General features: G+C 41.8%; 12 protein-coding genes and 1 pseudogene. 8 read left to right on the forward strand and 5 right to left on the reverse strand.

Going from position 1 to position 16,612, the window contains the following annotated elements; all coding sequences use genetic code 11:
- Positions 1–192 precede the first annotated feature (192 nt).
- Entirely contained in the window at positions 193–1,350 is a 1,158-nt protein-coding gene (locus tag BV372_RS25570; RefSeq protein ID WP_086689305.1) for a DUF58 domain-containing protein, read from the reverse strand.
- Between the two features lie 246 nt (positions 1,351–1,596).
- Between BV372_RS25570 and BV372_RS25575 the strand changes: the two are divergent.
- A pseudogene (locus BV372_RS25575) lies at positions 1,597–2,475 on the forward strand (type IV pilus twitching motility protein PilT); the annotation flags it as partial.
- A 360-nt stretch (positions 2,476–2,835) separates the two neighbouring features.
- On the opposite strand, the gene typA reads toward BV372_RS25575, so the two are convergent.
- A complete protein-coding gene (gene typA, locus BV372_RS25580; RefSeq protein ID WP_086689306.1) occupies positions 2,836–4,626 on the reverse strand; it encodes a translational GTPase TypA in 1,791 nt (596 codons plus the stop codon).
- A gap of 363 nt (positions 4,627–4,989) precedes the next feature.
- On the opposite strand from typA, the gene BV372_RS25585 reads away from it, so the two are divergent.
- Positions 4,990–6,297, forward strand: coding sequence for a serine/threonine-protein kinase (locus tag BV372_RS25585; protein ID WP_086689307.1), 1,308 nt, complete (start codon positions 4,990–4,992; stop codon positions 6,295–6,297).
- Here BV372_RS25585 and BV372_RS25590 read toward each other — a convergent pair.
- Positions 6,292–6,849 carry a Uma2 family endonuclease gene (locus tag BV372_RS25590; RefSeq protein WP_179198231.1) on the reverse strand — a complete coding sequence of 186 codons (558 nt, stop codon included), beginning with the start codon at positions 6,847–6,849 and terminating at the stop codon, positions 6,292–6,294. The genes BV372_RS25585 and BV372_RS25590 overlap by 6 nt on opposite strands.
- 157 nt (positions 6,850–7,006) lie before the next feature.
- Between BV372_RS25590 and BV372_RS25595 the strand changes: the two genes are divergently transcribed.
- Positions 7,007–7,591 carry an HD domain-containing protein gene (locus BV372_RS25595; RefSeq protein WP_086689309.1) on the forward strand — a complete coding sequence of 195 codons (585 nt, stop codon included), beginning with the start codon at positions 7,007–7,009 and terminating at the stop codon, positions 7,589–7,591.
- 76 nt (positions 7,592–7,667) lie between these two features.
- On the opposite strand, the gene BV372_RS25600 is transcribed toward BV372_RS25595, so the two are convergent.
- A complete protein-coding gene (locus BV372_RS25600; protein ID WP_086689310.1) occupies positions 7,668–8,687 on the reverse strand; it encodes a ribose-phosphate pyrophosphokinase in 1,020 nt (339 codons plus the stop codon).
- Between the two features lie 1,084 nt (positions 8,688–9,771).
- Here BV372_RS25600 and BV372_RS25605 point away from each other — a divergent pair.
- From BV372_RS25605 to BV372_RS25620, 4 genes are all read left to right on the forward strand, one after another.
- Positions 9,772–11,475 (forward strand): serine/threonine-protein kinase, encoded by a 1,704-nt coding sequence (locus BV372_RS25605; RefSeq protein WP_086689311.1) that lies wholly within the window; start codon positions 9,772–9,774, stop codon positions 11,473–11,475.
- Between the two features lie 452 nt (positions 11,476–11,927).
- Positions 11,928–12,623 (forward strand): dethiobiotin synthase, encoded by a 696-nt coding sequence (gene bioD / locus BV372_RS25610; RefSeq protein WP_086689318.1) that lies wholly within the window; start codon positions 11,928–11,930, stop codon positions 12,621–12,623.
- A 144-nt stretch (positions 12,624–12,767) separates the two neighbouring features.
- Entirely contained in the window at positions 12,768–13,985 is a 1,218-nt protein-coding gene (locus BV372_RS25615) for a M20 family metallopeptidase (protein ID WP_086689312.1), read from the forward strand.
- Positions 13,986–14,146: 161 nt separating this feature from the next.
- Positions 14,147–14,950 carry a hypothetical protein gene (locus BV372_RS25620; RefSeq protein ID WP_086689313.1) on the forward strand — a complete coding sequence of 268 codons (804 nt, stop codon included), beginning with the start codon at positions 14,147–14,149 and terminating at the stop codon, positions 14,948–14,950.
- A gap of 343 nt (positions 14,951–15,293) precedes the next feature.
- Here BV372_RS25620 and BV372_RS25625 read toward each other — a convergent pair whose 3' ends face one another.
- Positions 15,294–15,944 carry a response regulator transcription factor gene (locus tag BV372_RS25625; protein WP_086689314.1) on the reverse strand — a complete coding sequence of 217 codons (651 nt, stop codon included), beginning with the start codon at positions 15,942–15,944 and terminating at the stop codon, positions 15,294–15,296.
- A 434-nt stretch (positions 15,945–16,378) separates the two neighbouring features.
- Here BV372_RS25625 and BV372_RS25630 point away from each other — a divergent pair, with 434 nt between their 5' ends.
- The gene (locus BV372_RS25630) at positions 16,379–16,600 is read left to right on the forward strand and encodes a CTB family bacteriocin (protein WP_086689315.1); all 222 of its coding nucleotides are present in this window, start codon (positions 16,379–16,381) and stop codon (positions 16,598–16,600) included.
- Positions 16,601–16,612 lie beyond the last annotated feature (12 nt).

A 16,612-nucleotide genomic window follows, 5' to 3' on the forward strand; every position in this document is an offset into this window, starting at 1 on the left:
TTGCATTGTACATCAGCCTCATAGGGCTATTAGTGGGTGTTTTTCCCCAACCTGATTTTTTAAAATTGACTAACATTTGCTCTAAGGCTTGTATGTCTGGGTTACTGGGATCAAAAAGAATCTGAGTAATCAGAAAAGCTTAACTTGCGGCATATATTAAAATTTTGTACAAATTAAACTTGCAACCCCTACTTAACGCCATGATTTTTGCAGTTGAGGTTGCAGTGCTTGCTCACTTTGGACAATGATGCCAGGATAATCCCGATTAACTCCTACTGGTTCTGCTGGTGAAGAGGTATTCTGCCACAAAATCCAGCGACTGCCTGAAGCTAAGGAAGAGAGGCTGAGAGGGTTTTGAGTCAGCCAAATCAAAGGGTACTCTTCCAGGATAGGTCTGTTAGCATCTTCTTGGGCTGTAGTTGCTGCTAAGGCTTCTTGAACTATGCGATCGCCTTTGACTAAACCTGTAGATGCTGTCCACAGTTGTACCTGCATATTTTGACGCTGGGCATAAAAATACAGTGATGCGGCGGCGATTACGGCTTGTTCAAAATTTTCTGCGTCCCAGTTAGCTGCACTGTCCAGGGCAATAATTATCTCCTGCCCACTGGTAACAATTTCTAGCTCCCGTACTCGTAATTCCCCGTAGCGGGCGCTGGTACGCCAGTGAACCATACGGATCGGGTCACCTAGACGGTAAGGACGTAGCGATCGCACCAGCCCTGTTGTCTCTGTCTGTTGGGGTCGGCCACGCAGGTGACTGGTATAGCTTTCTTCTTGCCCCATTTCATCAACTAGGGGGCAGTAAGTCATGGGTAACACACTAGGATAGACAATCGCTGTGGCAGCACATTCACGCTGACGGCGACACCAGAACAATCCTAAAGGCGCACCACTGACCAGTTCGACTGTATGCCAGCGATAGACACCCCGGCGCTGGGTTGGTTGGTAGTATACCCAACGATGATGGTCTTGGGGAGGAATTGTTTCTATTGCCTTTTGTACTGGTTTGCCCAAAACGAAGGGCAACATATCCTCGACTTGCAGCAAGTTAACAGGCTGCTGTGTCTGATTGTGGATTTCTATTTCTACAGTTAGTTCATCTCCGGCGGTCACAGGCTGGATGGGACGGCGTTTGACAGTCAAACCTACAAGCGATCGCGGTGGTAAGATAGCTGCTACAGTCAACAGGGCAAAGCTGACTCCGCTAATAGCATATAGCCAACCAGCCATTGTATTGATAGCAGCCCCAAAAAAACAGATAGCTATTCCTGCTAGAACCCAACCGCTGTATGCAGGGGCACAAGCGCGGGTTTGTAACCAGTTATTGGTGGGTGTGATGATTTTCATAATTTCCTTTCTAGCCCAACCATGCCTGAAATTCATAGAAATTCATGGTTTCACTAAAGAATTGGTGAAGACCATTTCAAAAGCAAAAATATTACTTAAGTATGTTGTAGATTGAAAATCTAAGTAAGTATACGGTTGACTTAAGTAGAATCGGTTAATCTATTAGTTTGGGTAACCGACTAGTTTTTGTGTCTAGGCTAAGTTTAACCGTTGCTTTTTACCTGATATTTGCGACAGGAAGCACTAATGGAAAACACGCTGACATCTGAGTTTCTTATTCCCCAACTACCACCACCACCTCCTCCCCCTTTTCAAGCACAGAAAAAGGTGGTCTCCATTCAAAAGATGGTAAGCGATGCTCATATCCAGCAAGCCAGTGATATTCATATTCGCGTTGGAGAGTTGCCTCGATTCCGGATTCGCGGTCAGATGGAGGTTTATGAGTTAGGAGAAGTAGTAACGCCAAAAATATTTGAGGCGTACTTAAGCGAGATTCTGACCCCATCTGGAAAACAGCGATTTGCAGAAACTAAAGAACTGGATACGGCAATTGTTTATCCGGGATTTTTGCGCTGTCGTGTCAACTGTTTTGATAGCTTAACTGGGGGTGCAATGGTACTGCGGTTAATTACACTGCATGTTCCAACCATTGATAATTTAGGGCTACCATCCATTCTTAAAAATATTACTAATAAAAAACAAGGATTAATCTTAGTTACAGGTCCGACTGGATCGGGAAAGTCCACCACAATAGCGGCAATGATTCGCTATCTTAACGAGACAGCACAAAAACATATCATCACTATTGAAGACCCAATTGAATATGTTCATACCTCCCAAAGTTGCTTAATCAGCCAACGTGAAGTAGGTTTGCATACCCATGATTTTCATGATGCTTTGCGGTCGGTATTGCGAGAAGATCCAGATGTAATTGTAGTTGGAGAAATGCGCGATCGCATGACTGTTGATACAGCTATTAAAGCTGCACAAACTGGTCATTTAGTATTGGGAACTCTCCACTCTAAAGATACGATTAGCGCAATTAATCGCTTACTCAATCTCTATAATCCTGATGAGCAAGCAATCATGCGTGTGCAAATTCTTGATTCTCTGGTCGCTATTATTAATTTTCAATAACATTAAAAGTAATATTTCTTAATACGAATTTAATTCGACTGTTAATTCTTATACCATTTTGAAAAAAGCGACAGATGAGTAGAGGCACGGCACCCACAATCTTTTGGTATATCAAATTATCTTACTGACGCCGTGCCCCTACAAAGAATTTATCTATCGCAAACATTATTTGAATTGGTATTACAAATGCAATAGATCTATTTTCTTAAAAAAACGTAATTCTACTGAATAGTTTTGTTTAAAAAACCTCTTTAAAAGTTGGTAAATTAGTTGCATTATTCAAAATAAATCAAAAACAAAAAGCCCACATATGTGGGCTTTCTAAACTTAATTCAGTTATGGCTTTACTTAGCGTTTAACCAATTTCTTCGACATCTTCCGTAGGCGAATCGATTTGGGTGTAACTTCCACCAATTCATCTGGGCCAATGTATTCCAAAGCACGTTCTAGACTCATGTCGATCGGTGCTTGCAGTTGTACTAGTTCATCGCCACCAGCAGCCCGGTGGTTGGTTAACTGCTTGGTTTTACAGATATTTAGTTCCAAGTCTTGCGGACGATTGTGTTCTCCCACAATCATACCTCTGTAAACCTTTGTACCAGGAGTAATAAAGAATGCTCCTCTATCTTCAGCGTTTTTCATGGCGTAGAAGGTAGAAACGCCTTCTTCAAAGGAGATTAAAACGCCTTTGTTACGGGCTTCAATGTCGCCACTGAGTTGACGGTAGTCCAAGAAGCTGTGGTTCATGATGCCTTCACCACGAGTCATCCGCATGAATTCACCACGGAAACCAATCAAGCCACGGGCGGGAATAACAAACTCTAACTGGGTGCGATCGCCACTACCTGGTTGCATATCTTGCATTTCGCCTTTGCGTTGTCCCAGGCGTTCAATACAGCTACCCACAGCATCAGCAGGAATGTCTAACACTAAAAGTTCGTAAGGTTCACAAGGTTGACCGTTGACTTCGCGGTAAATTACCTGTGGCTGAGATACCTGAAACTCGAAACCTTCCCGACGCATGGTTTCAATTAAGATACCCAAGTGGAGTTCTCCACGACCGGAAACTAGGAATTTATCGGGAGAATCGGTTTCTTCAACCCGCAAAGCAACGTTGGTTTCGAGTTCACGCAATAAGCGATCGCGCACTTGTCTTGATGTCACCAACTTACCTTCTTGACCTGCAAAAGGCGAATCATTCACCCAGAAGGTCATTTGCAAGGTTGGTTCATCCACTTTAATGAGTGGCAAAGCTTGCGGTTCATTCGGATCGGTAATTGTTTCCCCAATGTAAGCATCAGCGAAACCAGCCACCGCCACGATATAACCTGCGGTCGCTTCTTCCATTTCCACCCGTTTCAAGCCTTCAAAGCCCATCAACTTAGTGATTTTGGATTTGACAACTGTGCCATTTTCTGTAATTAGAGCCGCTTGCTGTCCAGCACGGATAGTGCCGTTGTGAATTCTGCCAATTACAATCCGTCCCAGGTATTCAGAATAATCTAGGGTTGTGACTTGCAATTGCAGGGGCTTGTTGATATCGCCTACTGGTGGTGGAACGTGTTGCAGAATCGCATTAAACAGAGGTTGCATATCTACCGCTTCTGCTTCCATGCTTTCTTTGGCATAACCTCCCATACCGGAGGCAAACAGATAGGTAAAATCACACTGGTCTTCATCTGCTCCTAATTCCAAGAACAGATCCAACACTTTATCAACAGCAACGTGGGGGTCAGCTTGGCCACGGTCAATTTTGTTGACAACAACGATGGGGCGCAAACCTTTTTCCAAAGCTTTTTTCAGTACAAAGCGTGTTTGGGGCATAGGCCCTTCGTTGGCATCGACAATCAGGAGACATCCGTCTACCATGCCAAGTACTCGTTCAACTTCACCGCCAAAGTCAGCGTGTCCAGGAGTATCGACAATATTGATTAGGGTGTCTTTATATCTAACCGCTGTGTTTTTAGACAGAATTGTAATTCCCCGTTCTCGTTCCAGGGCGTTGGAGTCCATGACGCAATCCGGAACGTCTTCACCTTCTCGGAAAATGCCGGATTGTTTGAGGAGTGCATCAACCAGGGTGGTTTTGCCGTGGTCAACGTGGGCAATAATGGCGACGTTACGAATTGGGAGCGTCATAGAAACTTTTGGTGAACTCTAGAAAGGGTTTTTAGATGTACATCTTAATGCTAGGATGCCAGGCTGTTTTAACAGAATTGAGGATAAAGTACAAACTCTGTAAAGAAGCTTTAACAATTCTAGCGTAATCGTCACAATTCCGGGGCATTTTACATCTTTTTCCCAGCCATAAAATTAGGCAGGCTGGATTGTGTATTTAGCTTTTGAATATTTACTCAGTAATAATTCTCGTGATTTAAAAGTAAGTAGATTTTTATGACAGTAGTAATTACCCTTTAACTTCTGAGTATGGAAAAGTTAGGCTAACAGACAATTATTTACCGATGTGCCAAAATTGACAGCATAAGTTCGATATTTTTAATTATGGTTTGGGCATCAGGACAGCAGTTGCAGGGCGGTAAATACACAATTGAAAAAGAATTGGGTGAAGGTGGCTTTGGTATAACTTACCGCGCTAGAGGTAACAATGGGCGCTTCGTAGTTATCAAAACCCTGAATGATAAAGTTCAACGCCGCCCCGACTTTGACAAGTTTCAGCAAGACTTTCTTAATGAGGCGATAAAACTAGCTAAATGCAATCATCCCCATATTGTGCAAATTGATGAGGTAATCCATGAGAATACCATATGGTGCATTGTTATGGAATACATAGATGGGGAAAATTTAGCCCATCGAGTTGAGCATCAAGGTATTTTGCCAGAGGCGGAAGCATTACGATACATTCAACAGATTGGTGAGGCGCTAACTGTAGTTCACAATAATGGTTTGCTGCATCGGGATGTGAAACCGCAAAATATTATGTTGCGTGGTGGTAAATCAGAAGCGGTATTAATTGATTTTGGGATTGCGCGGGAATTTTCTCAGAATTTGACTCAGACTCATACACAAATGGTAACTGATGCGTTTTCGCCAATTGAGCAATATGACAAGCGCGCAAAACGAGGTGCTTTTACAGATGTTTATGCTTTGGCTGCAACACTGTATTCTTTGTTAACTGGAGAAATACCAACAATCGCTCCAATCAGAGCAATTGGTACGCTGTTAGAAGAACCAAAAAGTATTAATTCTAGTCTCAGTGAAAGAGTTAATCTGGCAATTCTCAAGGGTATGGAGGTAAATCTAGAAAATCGCCCTCAGTCCATTAAGGAGTGGCTTTCACTTTTGAATATTCACAGTCTTAAAAGTGCTAATGTCAACTTTCCTACTATCAAAATTGTTAATTCTCAATCAACAGACCATATTATCAAGGAATTTTCTGGTCATGTAGACTATGACAGCCTCAAGGCCGGATTACTCATACATCACAAAGATCATCGAAAAGATCCTACATTGCACTATCACATAACTATCTCTAACACTCACGCGTTTAACTTTGGTGGAAACGGATTTGCTGTATTTCCAATTCCACACAAGGCTAAAACAGCAAGAAATGTAAAATTCTTAGATAGAAAGGAAGTGCTTGATCGATGCTTAATTGCTTATGAACTCTTTAAGGACTGGCATTATGGGGTTTTAGGATGGAATTGTGAGCACTTCGCTAGGTTGGTAACAACAGATGAAGCTATTAGCTATCAAGTAAAAAAGTCACCTTTAGCATTTTTAAATAACAATGGTTATCACCCATTAGCAAAGGAAATGATGGATAAAGCCTGTAAGAGTGCAAATTTATAATGACTTTTTTAAAAGCAACGTAAACCCAGCTACAACCTCTTCACCACTCAAAGTTGCTGTCGCTGGATATTGAGTAATTGAACCATCTTGACGATACACTAAAGCTTGCTGATGTTGACGGTCAATTAACCATCCTAAACGCACACCATTAGCAATATATTCTGCCATTTTGGCTTTGAGTTTCTCCAGGCTGTCATTTTGAGAACGAATTTCAATCACAAAGTCGGGTGCTAAATTAATAAACTGATCTTCTTGCTCATCCCACTTTTCTGGTAAGCGTCCTTTAGCTACAAAAGCCGCATCAGGAGAACGCACAGCAGTATTTGGTAATTTAAAACCTGTACTTGAACTGAAAACTTCACCTAGATCCTGACTTTCTACCCAATTTAACAAATAAGCTCCGGCTTTGATTTCTCGATTACCAGAAATTCCTCCAGTTGGTGGCATAGTTTCTATTGTTCCATCAGCATTACGTTCAAACCGCAGTTCTGGGTTTTGCGAACTCATCAGCATTAATTGGTCATCTGTCACAGTATAGAAAGACTGCAACATTACTCTTTCGCTGTTCATAATGCTAGGGCAAGCTTGATAGACACTTTAATTTTAAGCTGAATATCCTACACGGCATGTTCAGCAACTTGACGGTTTGCTTGATGCGATCGCCCAATTTTTCCGCTACAGTGCGATCAATAAAACTTTTTAAAATACAATGCTTTCCGAACGCTTTACCGCAGCCCTCACCTACGCTACCGAACTCCACGCCAAGCAATTACGTAAAGGTTCTGGTATCCCCTACATTGCTCATTTATTAGGTGTTGCCAGTATTGCTTTAGAATACGGCGCAAATGAAGATGAAGCGATCGCCGCCCTTTTACACGATGCGATTGAAGACCAAGGCGGTGCAGCAACTAGAGAAGAAATTCGCCGCCGTTTTGGAGACAATGTTACAGCAATTGTCGATGGTTGTACTGATGCCGACACTACACCCAAACCGCCTTGGCGACAGCGCAAAGAAGCATATATTGCTCATCTTCCCACGGCATCTTCATCAGTGCTGCTGGTGTCAGCCGCGGATAAACTTTATAACGCCCGGTCAATTCTCAAAGATTACCGCGTGTTAAACGATTCACTTTGGCAATGCTTTCAGGGAGGTAAAGAAGGTACTCTTTGGTACTATCGGACAGTTGTCGATACCTTCAAGAGTATCGGGTCACCTGCAATTGCGGAAGAATTGGAACGGGTGGTGTTAGAGTTAGAAGCTTTGGTATTCCACAAAAATGAAGCTGAAGGATGAAGCTGGGAAAATTTCATACTTCATACTTCATACTTTTTTACGCACAACTGTAACAGGGGTAACAGTCCTTTTTTTGCTAGCGGAACATACTACTTACTGAACTATCTTCGTGAATCCGCCAGATGGTTTCTCCGAGTAGGTTAGCCACTGAAAGCACTACCAGTTGCGGAAAACGATTGCTTTCTGGTATGGGAATGGTATTAATGACAATCACTTCCTCAAACAAGCCACTAGACAAGCGCTCAACGGCTGGTGGAGAGAACACCGCATGAGTTGCACAGGCATATACCTGACGCGCCCCTTCTTCACGCAGTAACCTTGCTCCAGCGGCAATTGTGCCCCCAGTGTCAATCATATCGTCCACTAGTACTGCCGTTTTACCCCTGACATCACCAATTACATTCAAGACTTCGGCGACATTGTGAGCTTGGCGACGTTTATCAATAATCGCTAGGGGAGCATCGTTCAGTTTCTTCGCAAATGCTCTTGCCCGGGCTACACCACCAACATCAGGAGAAACAACTACTAGATCTGACAGTTGCTTACTCGTCAGATAATCTAGTAAAACTGGTGACCCATAAACATGGTCAAAAGGTATGTCGAAATATCCCTGAATCTGGGCTGAGTGTAAATCCATTGCCAGAACACGGTTGGCACCTGCTTGAGTGATCAGGTTAGCAACCAATTTAGCAGTGATTGATTCTCGTCCTGCCGTTTTCCGGTCAGCGCGGGCATAACCATAGTAAGGAATTACCGCTGTCACCTGGCGTGCAGAAGCCCGCCGACAGGCGTCAATCATAATCAGCAATTCCATTAAATGATCGTTCACAGGTTGACAACTTGGTTGGATGAGATAAACATCACAACCCCGAATCGATTCCTGGATTTGAATATACAGTTCGCCGTCCGCAAACCTTTTACGGATCATGGGACCTAAGTCCATGCCCAGGTAACGAGCGACTTCTTGAGACAGTTGTACATTGGCAGAGCCAGAAAACAGCCGCAGGCGATTATTTTCATTCAGTCCTGTTGCAGATGGCTGCAATTTGGACAAAGTTGCAGAACTGAGCACAGCAGATCCTCGATGTGCATTCATGGCAATCTTAACATCAGCAATTTAGCAAATTTAACCGGAATAGTGTAAAAAAATATCTGTAAAAGTTAAAACATTTCTCCTAAAAATTATGATTTGCTAATTTTTGAGTAAGTTTGGTAAACAAACCACTGATAGCTTAACTGAACAACAACTATATTAACTAGGCCCATTATTCGGATTTTTTGCTGTGTAGAATAAAAACACCAGCTTTCCGAGGTTGGTTTGGGAGATTGCTGCTTTTACGCACCTATTGTTGTGGCTGAGAATAAACTTTTTACAGTTTCAGCGAAATTACTCCGGGATATTATATAGTCGCACCCTAATAAAAAAACATCAAAGAAGCAGGCAAATGTTTTATGATACAATCTGCAAATTTGGTTTATTAATTGGTAATAAATTACACAATAAAATCCTCAGAATATCGAATACGCTACGCAGAAGCCAGCTTTTAAGTGTCTAAAAATACAATATGAATACAGGCTTTTGAGACATTTTCATCTGGTTAGTTATTTCTGCCGCACTGTACTATAGTAGTCCGATTCGATTCATCAAGTTACTTGTGTGGTGCGCTTCTCTGCGAGACGCTGCGCGTTCGCGCAGCGCCAGCGCGATAGGCAGGCAATAAGCAATACTGTTATGGAATATTAAACAGTAGGTCGTTTTTTTTTCAAAAATCATCACAGATTCCTATACTATTAATGACTGCTTTGTAATATTCACAGTCACACGCTAGCAACTTTAGCTTGTGTTTTTCTCAGATGGTTCACACTTAGGTACTGAGAAAAGAGTGTATAAATAAAGTTGAGATAGTATTAATCAGGCTGGTAGGGAAGTTCAAGCTTACCCTACAGGAGGTTGGCTAACAGAAGTTGACGACGCGCCATGTATTGCATAGCTAAGCAGGTTGAGGAAAGTTTTCTGGGTTGGCAAACTCTGTACAAAATGGATGAAGCAGAGTGCCGTTACCATAACTACCTATAAGCTAGGGTAGAATATCGCCGCAAGTAAATGTTGTCACTGCTTAGACCGATCTTTGTGGAGACTTCCTTCTCAGTTAGTTGCCATAACACTTAATTATTCGATTATGCAACCACCTATTACAGTTGGCACTGTCTTACAAAACCGTTACCGGATTATTCAGATTCTTGGACAAGGGGGATTTGGCAGAACCTATCTTGCAGAAGACCAAAGGCGTTTTGATGAACTTTGTGCAATTAAAGAATTAATTCCCATAACAATTGGAACCTCTGTCTGGGAAAAGACACAAGAACTTTTCCACCGAGAAGCGGCGATTTTATATCAAATAGAGCATCCGCAAGTGCCGAAATTCCGGGAAAGATTTGAACAAGATCAGCGCTTGTTTTTGGTAGAAGACTATATTGCAGGTAAAACCTACCGAACCATACTATCGGAACGCCAAGCTGTTAATCAAACTTTGACAGAACAAGAAGTAGTACAGTTGATGCTTTCCTTACTGCCTGTATTGGAGCATATTCACAGTCGAGGAATTATTCACCGAGATATCTCACCAGAAAATATCATTTTACGAGATAGTGATGCTAAACCAGTATTAATTGACTTTGGGGTAGTTAAAGAACTCGCAACTCGAATGCAATCCCCAAATAGCACTGCGCCAGTCACCACTGTAGGCAAATTAGGTTATTCTCCTAGTGAACAAATGCAAACAGGGCAAGCTTATCCTAATAGCGATTTGTATTCACTAGCAGTCACAGCGATAGTTCTGCTAACTGGTCGAGAACCCTCAGAATTATTTAATGACAATCAACTAACTTGGAATTGGCAACAATGGGCCAGAGTTAATCCCAAATTTGCCCAAGTTATTAATCGGATGTTGAATTATAGACCAAGCGATCGCTATCAAAGTGCTGCTGAGGTCATCCAAGCATTACAAGCAGTTGGTCAAACTAATGTCCCTCACCCTAATGTCTCCAATATACAGACAGTTGCTGTTGGTGGTGGTCGTCAGCCGAACCCAGCACCATCGCCTTCGCCTAATAGGCCTGCACCTGCCATTCCACCAAACAATCATAGCTCTGTCTTAGATAACCCTTTAGCAATTGGGGCAATTGGCAGTGCAGTAGTTATCTTAGCAGGAGTTGGTTCATGGGCGTTGGTGAGTTCTATTCGCAGCCAGTCCCAAGCACCACAAGAAACACCAGGACAAACTTTCCCTTCACCAGTGATTTCTGGTGGCAATACATTAACACCTACACCTACACCTACTAATACTGAACCTGTTGTCTTGAGTAAGCGCCTCAATTTTGGAGCATCCAATACAGCTATAGTAGAAAATACGCTTAAAGAAAATCAAATAGTTCAGTACAGTTTTTCTGGGCAAAAAGGGCAAAAATTAGCTACAGTTCTTCAGCAAGGTACTGGCATTGTTCTTTCAGTTTTAGATGCTAGGAAACAACCAATTGATAATCTGGCTAATCAAGTTCAATCCTATGAAGGCAGATTGCCTGTGACTGGTAGATATACCATTCAATTAAGTCTAGAACCAGGAATTGCCGAGAGTGATTACAGTCTCAATGTTGCATTAGAAAAACTAGTTAGGGATACACCTACTTCTACACCAACTCCTACGCTGACACTTACCCCAACCCCAACACCAACTCTTACACAGACACCTATACCTACTTCTACACCAACCCCAACACCAACTCTTACACAGACACCCATCCTCATTCCTACACCAACCCCAACTCCTACTTCTAATGAGCAACCAAATAACATACCTAATCCAATTACTAGCCCAGGAACTTAAATATCAATGTAGTATTTAAAGACAGTAATTTAGAGTTTTGAATTATCTATAAAATTATGTGGGTCACATATGGAGAAGGAGGCAAGTTATAGGTGAATTCCAGATTATTTCTATTGCCCGTCCAAAGAAACAGCGGCAGTAGCTACTAAGATAATGTAAGGGCAGCACAGCTAAATCCCAGATTATATATTTATTTCGGAGTTAGCAAAACAAAGCAGTTTTACTAGTAAAGGTCTGCTTCAATTGGCTAAACCCAAAATATTGACAATTAGTGAGTATTTGAAAACTATTAGCTTGATTTAAGAAGGAGATAATAAAAATAAATTACAATAATTGTTATTTATTAAAAGTTTGCAGATTTTAACTAATAAATTAGTTGTAAAAAAACATAATTTTAACTATTATAAACAATAAGTATACAAGCTAATAACTGACTCTTCTAAAAGAAATTGTTGAATACACTACTAATTACTGGCACTGATACTGAGGCTGGCAAAACTGTTTTAACAACAGCGTTAGCAGCCTATTGGCGAAAGTACTTTCCTCAGCGTAATTGGGGAATTATGAAACCGATTCAATCGGGAGAAGGCGATCGCGAATGGTATCAAAAGCTGTTTTCCCTGAAGCAAACGGCGGAAGAAATTACACCGTTGTACTTTCAAGCACCGCTAGCACCTCCGATCGCCGCCGCCAAAGAAAATCGCCGAGTAGATTTATCTGTAGTCTGGCAAGCTTTGTCTAACTTGCGATCGCGTCGCGATTTCGTCCTAGTAGAATCTTTAGGGGGCTTAGGCTCACCAATTACTGAAGAATTGACAGTAGCAGATTTAGCAGGAGATTGGCATTTACCAACAGTTTTAGTAGTGCCAGTGAAGTTAGGAGCGATCGCTCATGCAGTGGCTAATGTAGCATTAGCTAGACAAGCACGGGTAAATCTCAAAGGGATTGTTCTTAACTGCGTACAACCGCGTTCGGATGCAGAAATAGCGGACTTAACGCCACTAGATTTGATTCAATCACTCACCAACATCCCCGTTTTAGGCTGCTTACCTCATCTAGATAACCTGGCTGATTTGGATAAACTAGCGCAAGTAGCCTCAGATTTAGATTTAGGGATTATTCCAGAAATCTCTGCTTTTCATAGTTAGGGGAAATATTACTATGATGACGCGGAGATTGATTTGAATTTTGAATTTCCCGTAGGGGTTGACTTCGCTTGCAGTAAGTATTGCAGAATGTCACACTGGAAACATAGCCTAAGTTAGCTGTGTTTACCTAAGCTTTTCTTCACAATGGTTTCCATCTTCCCAAATCCTGCTTCTGTTGACTTATCTCACGTCCGGCTCTCGATTCGCTCATTACAAGCTCAACTGGTAGAATGGCGGCGGCAATTGCATCAAAAACCAGAGTTGGGTTTTAAAGAAAAACTCACAGCCGAGTTTATTTCACAGAAGTTACAAGCATGGGGAATTGAGCATCAAACTGGTATTGCTCAAACTGGCATTGTTGCGATTATCAAAGGTAACAAACTCGCTAGCGAAAAGGTTTTGGCAATTCGGGCAGATATGGATGCTTTGCCAATTCAAGAACTTAATGAAGTGCCTTATTGCTCCCAGCATGATGGAGTAATGCACGCTTGCGGACATGATGGACATACAGCGATCGCATTAGGTACAGCTTACTATCTACAACAGCATCGTGAGGATTTTGGCGGCACTGCCAAAATTATCTTCCAGCCAGCAGAAGAAGGGCCGGGAGGTGCAAAACCGATGATTGAGGCTGGGGTACTGAAAAACCCTGATGTGGATGCCATTATTGGGTTACACCTGTGGAATAATTTGCCCCTGGGGACAGTGGGTGTCCGGGCTGGTGCATTGATGGCAGCTGTAGAATTATTCCAATGTACAATTTTGGGCAAAGGCGGACACGGCGCAATACCACATCAAACTGTAGATTCGATTGTAGTTGCAGCCCAGATTGTCAATGCCTTACAAACCATCGTGGCACGTAACGTGAATCCAATTGATTCAGCTGTTGTGACTATAGGCGCGTTACATGCTGGCACAGCACACAATGTGATTGCTGATACAGCAAATATGAAAGGAACAGTTCGGTATTTTAACCCAGCTTTTGCAGGCTTTTTTAAACAGCGTATTGAGCAGATAATTGCTGGAGTGTGCCAAAGTCATGGTGCAAGTTATGACTTTGAATATGTGTCACTTTATCCCCCAGTAATTAATCATGCAGGTATCGCAGAATTAGTGCGATCGGTTGCAGTAGAAGTGGTAGAAACCCCTGTAGGTATAGTGCCAGAATGCCAAACGATGGGTGGTGAAGATATGTCCTTCTTCTTACAAGAAGTTCCTGGCTGTTATTTCTTCCTTGGTTCTGCTAATCCTGCAAAAGACTTGGCTTATCCTCATCATCATCCCCGGTTTGATTTTGATGAAACTGCATTACCAATGGGTGTAGAAATATTTATTAGGTGCGTGGAGAAGTTTTTAAATTAAGCCAATTGAAGCCTTACCGAATGGAGTTCGCACGCCAGTTGTTCATCGCACTGGCTTGACTATACAAACCAAGCCCATCTCCGTGGGCTAATGAAAAACTAAGGTATTGAAACTTGTGAAGTTATTAGGACTTAATCCCTAACTTTTTTTCACTAAATATCATGGCTTCCCAATCCTTAAATCCATCTATTATTGCTGCACTAGGAGACTTTGAAAAATCCAATGCCCCTAGTGTGTGGGCTAATTTGGATAAAAAGCAAGTGCTGGCGGAAATTAAAATTCGCCTCAACGATCCATTTCAAGTTAACCAAGGGGGACAACCATTTTGCGGACCAGCATCAATTTTGTTTGAACTGATTCGCAAACAACCACTGAGATATGTGCAAATTTGCCGTAGCTTGTTTGAAACTGGCAGTTTTCAAGGGCAAACTAAACGTATTCAAGCTACAGAAAGATTGCGGCGAAGTCAAGGTAGACTGCGGATGAGTCAAGCAGATTGGATGGTATTGGCAACATTACGGGAGTCAGAAAATCTCATTTTCCCTGTTGAACCAGATGCACCTGATATTCTCCGCAATTTGGCTGGGATGACGAAATCTTGGGAAATTAAAGGCTGGACGAGTGAAGTTTTAAGCTATCGCCAAGTCAAGTACATCCATACATATATATATGGTGAAACTGAAGCTTTGAATACAGCGGCACAAGTTATCGCCTCTGGTGGTGTAGCTTTTGCTTTAATTACCGCTGAAGGTTTACTTGGCAGTGGTGATAAACCCTTTTTGCCTTACCCCAATCATTGGATAACTATATTAGGGAATATCTCAACCCAAAGGGGTTTATTGTGGTCAAATGATACGGGACGTTTCAACATGGATGTTTATTCTTGGGAGAATAAATATCACATCGACTTGGGTAAAGGTCCTTTTGAGGATTATTTTTGGGGTGTGGTATTGGGTTCAATGTAATTATGCTGGCTGATTATAGGATTCTCGCTTGATTGTGAAGCTAGACATTAACCCCTCAGCCTGGAAGCCTTGTCATTACCCACATATTTTGAATATCCTGCTTCTTCATCATCCCGTTTTGGAATTGACACCACCAAGGCTAATAGTTAAAGTTTACTGAACTAGACTAACATGACAAAAAACTACGGTTTTAAAGGTAGATGCAGTTTAGCAGTCATATTTGATGTGTGAAATTAGTCCCAGAGGTAAGCATTAGGCAAGAAATAAGACGACAGCGTGGTAGTGCTTAAAGGGCAAGTGTCGGGAATTTTTTCACTAATCAAACCTGATTACTATATAAATATCACTCTCCAAAGATAGAGTTAGCGTAAATTGCCAGTTGCGATCGGTTTTTCAAATTCAAACGATTGAATAGGTGGGTGACGTGAGTTTTAACCGTACCTTCGGAAATATAAAGTTTCTCGGCAATTTCACGGTTAGTTGCACCTATACCAATCAAGCGCAAAACATCTTGTTCTCGATTAGTAAGAGCAGTTAAGTTCTGCTGTGGTGTTTTCTCTTGGCTAACTGACGCTGAAGCTGGTACTTTGGCAAGCATTTTTTCCAATAGCCCTGGTCCCATTTGGGTATAACCCTTATGCACAAACCGAATCGCCTGCGCCAGTTCCTCAGATGGCATATCTTTTAGTAGATAACCTTTAGCTCCTGCTTTCATTGCCTCGGCAATATTTTGATCGTCATCAAAGGTGGTTAAGACTAATACTTTAATAGTGGGAAAGCGATCGCAGATAATGCGTGTAGCAGCTTTGCCATCCATTACAGGCATTTGAATATCCATCAAAACAAGATCGGGTTGCAAAACTGTAGCTTGCTCAATAGCAGTTTCACCATTATCAGCAGTTCCGACTACTTGCAAGTCTGACTCCAAATTGAGCATAACTTTGATTCCCTCGCGGATCAGAGCTTGGTCTTCTACGAGTAATACACGAATCATAATGGACACCTCAGAAGAACTAAAAAGTTAGATAAAAGCGCCTTTTAAAGCAGTTGTAACTCTATCGTGGTTTGTAATGCACCTTAAAGTATTATCTTCAACTGCAACATGAACAATTTCTGAAGTGGCACTCAACAGCCTCTATGCCTTTGCTATGGATAATTCGAGTGGTCAAGCAGTAGAGAGACTGTCAGCGGCTCTATGACGAAAGTTTTAGATATATATACCTATGGTATCAACGAAGGTCTTAGATAAGTTAGCTATTTTGCAGAGTTGGGATTCAAGACGTTTTTCAGATGTTTATTCCTGGCAGCCATCCTACTATGAATACAGTTAGAACAAACAAAACAGAGGGCAACAAACAAAGCAATAAAAAATTTGTTTTACCTCGATTCTAACTAACTCTAAATCATACAAATAAAGGAGTCAAAATCATGTCAGTTGAAAATCAAGCCGCTATCGAATTATCTGAACAAGAATTAGATGTAGTTGCAGGTGGTGCAGATATTTTGTTTGATACTACAAATTTCAAGTCCGACACTTTACTAGTTGCACAAAATACCCAGTCTGGACCTGGCGGTAGTTCGACAACTTCCACAGTAGCAAAACAAAAAATCAATACTAGTGCTGTTCACTTTATTGGATTAGGTCTCTAACTCTCAAGAGTA

Source organism: Nostoc sp. T09 (genome assembly GCF_002154695.1).
Lineage (GTDB): Bacteria > Cyanobacteriota > Cyanobacteriia > Cyanobacteriales > Nostocaceae > Aulosira.

Coding starts and splice junctions, on each gene's coding strand:
- BV372_RS25570 (WP_086689305.1), bottom strand. CDS start 1,350: ATGAAAATCATCACACCCACCAATAACTGGTTACAAACCCGCGCTTGT.
- typA (WP_086689306.1), bottom strand. CDS start 4,626: ATGACGCTCCCAATTCGTAACGTCGCCATTATTGCCCACGTTGACCAC.
- BV372_RS25585 (WP_086689307.1), top strand. CDS start 4,990: ATGGTTTGGGCATCAGGACAGCAGTTGCAGGGCGGTAAATACACAATT.
- BV372_RS25590 (WP_179198231.1), bottom strand. CDS start 6,849: ATGTTGCAGTCTTTCTATACTGTGACAGATGACCAATTAATGCTGATG.
- BV372_RS25595 (WP_086689309.1), top strand. CDS start 7,007: ATGCTTTCCGAACGCTTTACCGCAGCCCTCACCTACGCTACCGAACTC.
- BV372_RS25600 (WP_086689310.1), bottom strand. CDS start 8,687: ATGAATGCACATCGAGGATCTGCTGTGCTCAGTTCTGCAACTTTGTCC.
- BV372_RS25605 (WP_086689311.1), top strand. CDS start 9,772: ATGCAACCACCTATTACAGTTGGCACTGTCTTACAAAACCGTTACCGG.
- BV372_RS25615 (WP_086689312.1), top strand. CDS start 12,768: ATGGTTTCCATCTTCCCAAATCCTGCTTCTGTTGACTTATCTCACGTC.
- BV372_RS25620 (WP_086689313.1), top strand. CDS start 14,147: ATGGCTTCCCAATCCTTAAATCCATCTATTATTGCTGCACTAGGAGAC.
- BV372_RS25625 (WP_086689314.1), bottom strand. CDS start 15,944: ATGATTCGTGTATTACTCGTAGAAGACCAAGCTCTGATCCGCGAGGGA.
- BV372_RS25630 (WP_086689315.1), top strand. CDS start 16,379: ATGTCAGTTGAAAATCAAGCCGCTATCGAATTATCTGAACAAGAATTA.